Origin of the sequence: Pseudomonas caspiana, assembly GCF_002158995.1 — a bacterium.
Taxonomy (GTDB): Bacteria; Pseudomonadota; Gammaproteobacteria; order Pseudomonadales; family Pseudomonadaceae; genus Aquipseudomonas; species Aquipseudomonas caspiana.
Map to the genome: position 1 here is coordinate 40,607 of NZ_LOHF01000004.1, position 4,972 is coordinate 45,578.

Annotated in this window: 6 protein-coding genes; all 6 read left to right on the forward strand. The window is 60.4% G+C overall.

Annotated features, from left to right (window positions below; translation table 11 throughout):
• Positions 1-1,978: phage tail tape measure protein (locus AUC60_RS06870; protein WP_144443243.1), on the forward strand; the 1,978-nt coding region annotated here is incomplete at its 5' end.
• A gap of 9 nt (positions 1,979-1,987) precedes the next feature.
• Positions 1,988-2,833, forward strand: a complete 846-nt coding sequence (locus AUC60_RS06875) for a phage tail protein (RefSeq protein ID WP_087265344.1) — start codon at positions 1,988-1,990, stop codon at positions 2,831-2,833.
• A complete protein-coding gene (locus AUC60_RS06880; protein WP_087265345.1) occupies positions 2,808-3,014 on the forward strand; it encodes a tail protein X in 207 nt (68 codons plus the stop codon). Before AUC60_RS06875 ends, AUC60_RS06880 begins: the two co-directional genes overlap by 26 nt.
• A gap of 59 nt (positions 3,015-3,073) precedes the next feature.
• On the forward strand, positions 3,074-4,114 hold the full coding sequence (locus AUC60_RS06885) for a phage late control D family protein (RefSeq protein ID WP_087265346.1): 1,041 nt from the start codon (positions 3,074-3,076) through the stop codon (positions 4,112-4,114).
• A 59-nt stretch (positions 4,115-4,173) separates the two neighbouring features.
• Complete coding sequence (locus AUC60_RS06890; RefSeq protein WP_087265347.1) at positions 4,174-4,611, forward strand: cell wall hydrolase; 438 nt, start codon at positions 4,174-4,176, stop codon at positions 4,609-4,611.
• A gap of 29 nt (positions 4,612-4,640) precedes the next feature.
• Positions 4,641-4,972, forward strand: a 332-nt coding sequence (locus tag AUC60_RS06895) for a lysis system i-spanin subunit Rz (protein WP_193441846.1), incomplete at its 3' end; no start/stop codon positions are given.

Genomic DNA, 4,972 nt, shown 5'->3' on the forward strand with positions numbered 1-4,972 from the left:
GGGGCAGGGCGCGGGTGGTGCCGATACGGCGGCCATGATCAACGCCTTGGGCCAGAACGCCAAAATCACTGACCCCAAGGATATGCAAAAAGCCCTTGAGGCGATTGCCTTTCAGGGGCAGGCGGGCAGCTTTGAAGCGGCCGATATGGCGCGCTGGTTTCCGACACTGCTGGCAGGCATGGGCAAGTTGGGCATCACCGGCAATGACGCGGTAGCGCAGCTCGGTGCAATGCTTCAGGTCCAGATGAAAACCTCCGGTAGTTCGGACGAGGCGGCCAACAACCTGAAGAACTGGATGGAGAAAATCGGTTCTGGCGATGTGGTCAAGGCCTACAAGGATGCGGGCATTGATTACCAGAAGTCGATGCGCGGCGGCATGCAAAACGGCATGTCGACGCTGGAGGCCAGTTTTGCCCTGGCGCAAAAGTACGTCGAGGCGACAGACCCGAAGAAAGCGGCGGAAATGGCCAAAGCCATGGCGAAGATCAGCAAGGAAGCTGACCCGACCAAAGCCAAGGCCATGATGAATGCCTTCGAAGAGTCGATGCGTACCGGCGACCTGTTTGCCGACATGCAGGTTAAAGCGGCGCTGACGGCTTACATGCAGAACAAGGACCTGTACAAGCAGCTTAAAAAGGACTCCGGCAACGCCTCGGGGATTCTGGACAAGAACCTGGACGAGCGGCGCGACGGATCTGCGCAGAAATGGAAAGAGACCGGGCAGGCCATGGACGATGCCTTGCGCAGCGCCGGGGATGCGATTCGGCCGCTGACTGACAAGCTGTCCACCGGCCTGACTGAAATCGCCAAAGGCGTTGTGGCCATTAGCGACAAGTCTCCCGCGCTGGTCACAGGGTTGCTGAGCGCCGGTGCAGCGATTGCGGGCATTGGCGCTGCTTACAACAGTTTCAAGATCGTCAAAGGCCTGATGAACATTGGTCGCGGCTCGCTGATGGGCAATCCCAACGTCGTGCAGAAAGTGGCCGTTGTCAGCGGGCTGGGTGGTCTGGGCGGTGGTGGTCCGGATCTGGGCGGCGGCAGTGAAAAGACCAAGGGCAAGCGTGGCTGGCGTCGACGCGGTGTCGGCGTGAGCGCATCGGCTGCAAGTGATTCCGCTCCCAAGCCGCGCATGCGGGTGTATGCCGGTGGCGGCCCTGCGGAGGCTCCCAAGTCGCTCAGTGGCTGGAAGCCTCCGACGTCCGTGCCAAAGGCCGTCATCCCTGCCGTGGCGTCTGTGGTCCCGTCTTCGTCCGGCCTCGGTGTTTTGCGGGGGGGAATCGGCAAGGGCAGCATTCCTGCGGCTCTGTTTGACGGGCTGATTGACGCCAAGGACGTGTACGACAACGCCAAAACCAAGGACGAAAAAGCCGAGGGATATGGCGAAGCGGGCGGGGGCGTTGTGGGTACGCTGGCCGGGGCCGCTGCCGGTGCGGCTATCGGGTCTGTAGTGCCGATCATTGGTACAGCCATTGGCGCGATGATCGGTGGTGCCCTGGGCAGCATGGGTGGCAAGGCATTGGGTGGCTCGGTCAGCAAGTCTTTGTTTGGTGGTTCGGAGGCGGTGGCCAGCAACTCGGCACCGATAACGCCGCTGCTGATGAAAGATCGCCCGGGACCAGCGGTGCCCAGTCTGGCAAGCATGGGCAGTTCATCCGGTCCTAACGGGCCGCTCGTTACGCGTAACGCATCGTCGGCAATGCCGGGGCTTGCGGACGTGTCGAACGCGCTCAAGGTTGCCGACACAAAAACGCCGGTCGCGACACTGGCCGCTGCTGCCAAGGCGGTTCCGGAGAAGTCAGCGGCTCCGAAGATCGATCAGAAAATCACGTTATCACCGACGTTCACCATCACTGTGCAGGGTGACGCGAAAGATCCGGCCGCGCTGTTGAATCAGATGATGCCTGAGATTGAGCGCCGCCTGGCTACGACTGCGCAGCAGGTTGCGCGTCGGGATATGAGCGATCAGCCGGTGTTCTAAGGGGGTGGTATGACGTACCTGGAAAGCGCTCAGTCGGGCTTCAAGTCCATGGTCAAAGCGGGCGAGGCTGGCCGCAAAAGCATGGATGGCATGTTGGGGCCTCTGAATAGCGCGATTGGCGATATGACCGGCGCGGCAGATGAGCTGGAAGGTATCCCCTTTGTCGGGCCTGCCATTGGGGCAAAGCTTCAGCGCATCACCGGGGCTGTGAGCCTGGCACAGGCCAAGATCGGGCAGGCGGCCGCGATGTATGGCAAGGCAACCCGGGCGGCGGCTGCGCTGCAAGAGCGGGTGGGTGCTCTGGGCGAGCAGACGGCGCGATTCAAAAGCGCGGTCAACTCGGTGGCGGCAAAGATCAATCCTGACGGCGCGCCGCCGTTCTCGACAGCCGATATCGCGCCCAATGGCACGCCCGCGCCGGAGGCGGTGAAGCCGTTTCCTCATCTGCTGATTATGCAGCCACTAACACCCAACACGCCGCCGTACTTCTTCAACCTCGACACGGCCGCCTTTGATGAGTTGAGCCGTACCACGGCGTTCCGCTGGGCCAGTCAGGAGCGTCTGACGCGCCGTCCGGCGCAGCAGGCGGTGGGTATGGGTGACGAGAAGATCACCATCAAGGGTGCGATCTTCCCGGGCTTCAAGGGCGGTTTAAAGCAGCTCAACACCCTGCGCAGCATCGGGCAAAAGCTTCAGCCGCTGATGCTGACCACGGGTTATGGCGAAGTCCTGGGCAATTGGTGCCTTGTAAACCTCAACGAAGAACAGAGCGCGTTGCTGCAGGGCGGTATCCCGCGCAAGCAGGCCTTTACGCTGGAGTTTGTGCGCTATGGCGACGATATGCAGAACGTCTGACGGTGATGTCCTGGACGTGATTTGTCAGCACTTTTACAAGCATCTGAATGGCACGGTGGAGGCTGTTCTGGACGCCAATCAAGGCCTTTCGGATGAGCCTCAACCATTCCGGGCAGGGTTGATTATTACGCTGCCTGACATCGAGGTCAGCACTGACACGGCCGTCACCCTCTGGGACTGACGCTAATCCGCAACACCAAACCCCGCCCTGTGCGGGTTTTTTCATTTCTGGAGTTTGCCTTGACGCCTGTCTACAAGATCGTTGCTAACGGTGTCGACATCACTGCTCTGATCAATGACCGGATGTTGATGGTGCGAACGATCGACAAGCCCGGGGCCAGTGCTGACGACTTTGAATTGCGTCTGGATGACCGGGACGGGGCCATTACGCTGCCTAAACGCGGCGCGAAAATGGAGGTGTATCTGGGCTATGAGGGCCAGAAGCTGGCGCTGATCGGCCGCTATACCGTGGACGAAATCGAAGTGTCCGGCCCGCCTGACACCATCGTCGTGCGCAGCAAGTCCAGCGACACGCGCAGCAGCGCCAAGACGACGCGTAGCGGTAGCTGGGAGGGCGTGAGCCTTGCCAAGATCGTGGCCGATATCGCGGCGCGCAACGGCTGGAAACCTGAATGCAACGTGCAGACGCTTGTCGAGCGGGCCGACCAGCTGAGCGAGTCTGACCTGAACTTCATCACGCGTCTGGCCAAGCAATACGACTGCACGGCCAAGGTCGCTGACGACAAGCTGATTGTTCTGCCGCGTCAGGGTGGCGCCAGTTCCAGCGGCAAGAGTCTGGGTGTAGTCGTGATCAACCGTAGCGATGTCAGCCGGTGGCAATTCCGCCTTGGTGACGACAACGTTAAGTCGGCGGTCAAGGCGTCCTACGCGGACAAGAAAGGCCAACTGGTGACGGTCAAGCTCGACAACGAGGACAGCACGGACGGGCTGCCGCCCATTCACACGGACCGGCATATCCATCCCAACAAGAGCGCCGCCGAAGCTGCCGCCAAGGCCCGTCTGGCAGGTTTCAACCGTTCCACGGCCGGTGTTCGGCTGGAAATGCCGGGCCGCACGGACCTGGTCGCCGAGCGCGAGATTGATGCTCGGGGCTTCAAGGTTGGCTTGGACGGCGGCTATCTGGTGGATTCGGTCGAACAGGTGGTTACCCAGGCAGGCTGGACCACAACCGTCGAGTGCAATGGCGGCAAAAAGGGTAAGGCCAACGCCAAGGGCAAAAAGAAGAAAGCCGACAAGGCGCTAAAGGTCGTCGCGCTGTAACGAGTCAACGCGTCACTTAAGCCGCCATTAGGGCGGTTTTTTTTCGTCTGGAGAAAAATATGATTGCCACTGATAAAGATCGAGACATCCTCGCCCGTACGCTCTGGGGTGAAGCTCGTGGGGAAGGTTTAGCGGGGCAAATTGCCGTGGCCTGGTCCATTCGCAACCGCGTGGAGCTGGATTTGCACAACGACGGCAAGCCGGATTGGTGGGGGGAGGGCTATACCGGCGTGTGCCAGAAGGCCTGGCAGTTCAGTTGCTGGAACAAGAATGATCCGAACTACCCATTTTTGAGCGGGGCAGTACCGATCCCACCAGCTCAATTCGCTCAGGCCCGACAAGCTGCAGCAATCGTCATTGATGGCAAGCAGCCCGATCCCACTGGCGGCGCAACACACTATTACTCAACCACGATGCCAAAAGCTCCGGACTGGGCGGCCAACGCCAAGCGAACGCTAAAACTCGGCCGTCACATCTTCTTCCGTGATGTGCCGTGACGGCCGTCCTTAAGCTGGTTCCCGCTTGGGTGTGGGTGCTGGTGGCGTTGCTGGTAAGTGTTGCCTATCTGGCCCTTCGCCTTGAAACGGTGAAGGCAGTCCGCGATGCGGTCGCGCTTGATCGTGATGCCGAACGGGAAAAGGTGAAGCAGCTCACCGCTGCCAATGAATCAAGAAAGAAAACCCAGAAGCTGCTGCTCGATCTCGACACGCAGCACACTCAGGAACAGGCAAAAGCCGATGAAAAGAATAAACCCCTGCTTGCTGCTGTCGCTACTGGCGCTCAGCGGGTGTACGTCAAAGCCAGTTGTCCCGCTGTGCGAACCGCCCCAAGCCCCGCCGGCCAGCCTGATGAAGAAGG

Excerpts from the sequence above, each read along its gene's own strand:
- AUC60_RS06875 (WP_087265344.1), top strand. The coding sequence starts at position 1,988 with ATGACGTACCTGGAAAGCGCTCAGTCGGGCTTCAAGTCCATGGTCAAA.
- AUC60_RS06890 (WP_087265347.1), top strand. The coding sequence starts at position 4,174 with ATGATTGCCACTGATAAAGATCGAGACATCCTCGCCCGTACGCTCTGG.
- AUC60_RS06880 (WP_087265345.1), top strand. The coding sequence starts at position 2,808 with ATGGCGACGATATGCAGAACGTCTGACGGTGATGTCCTGGACGTGATT.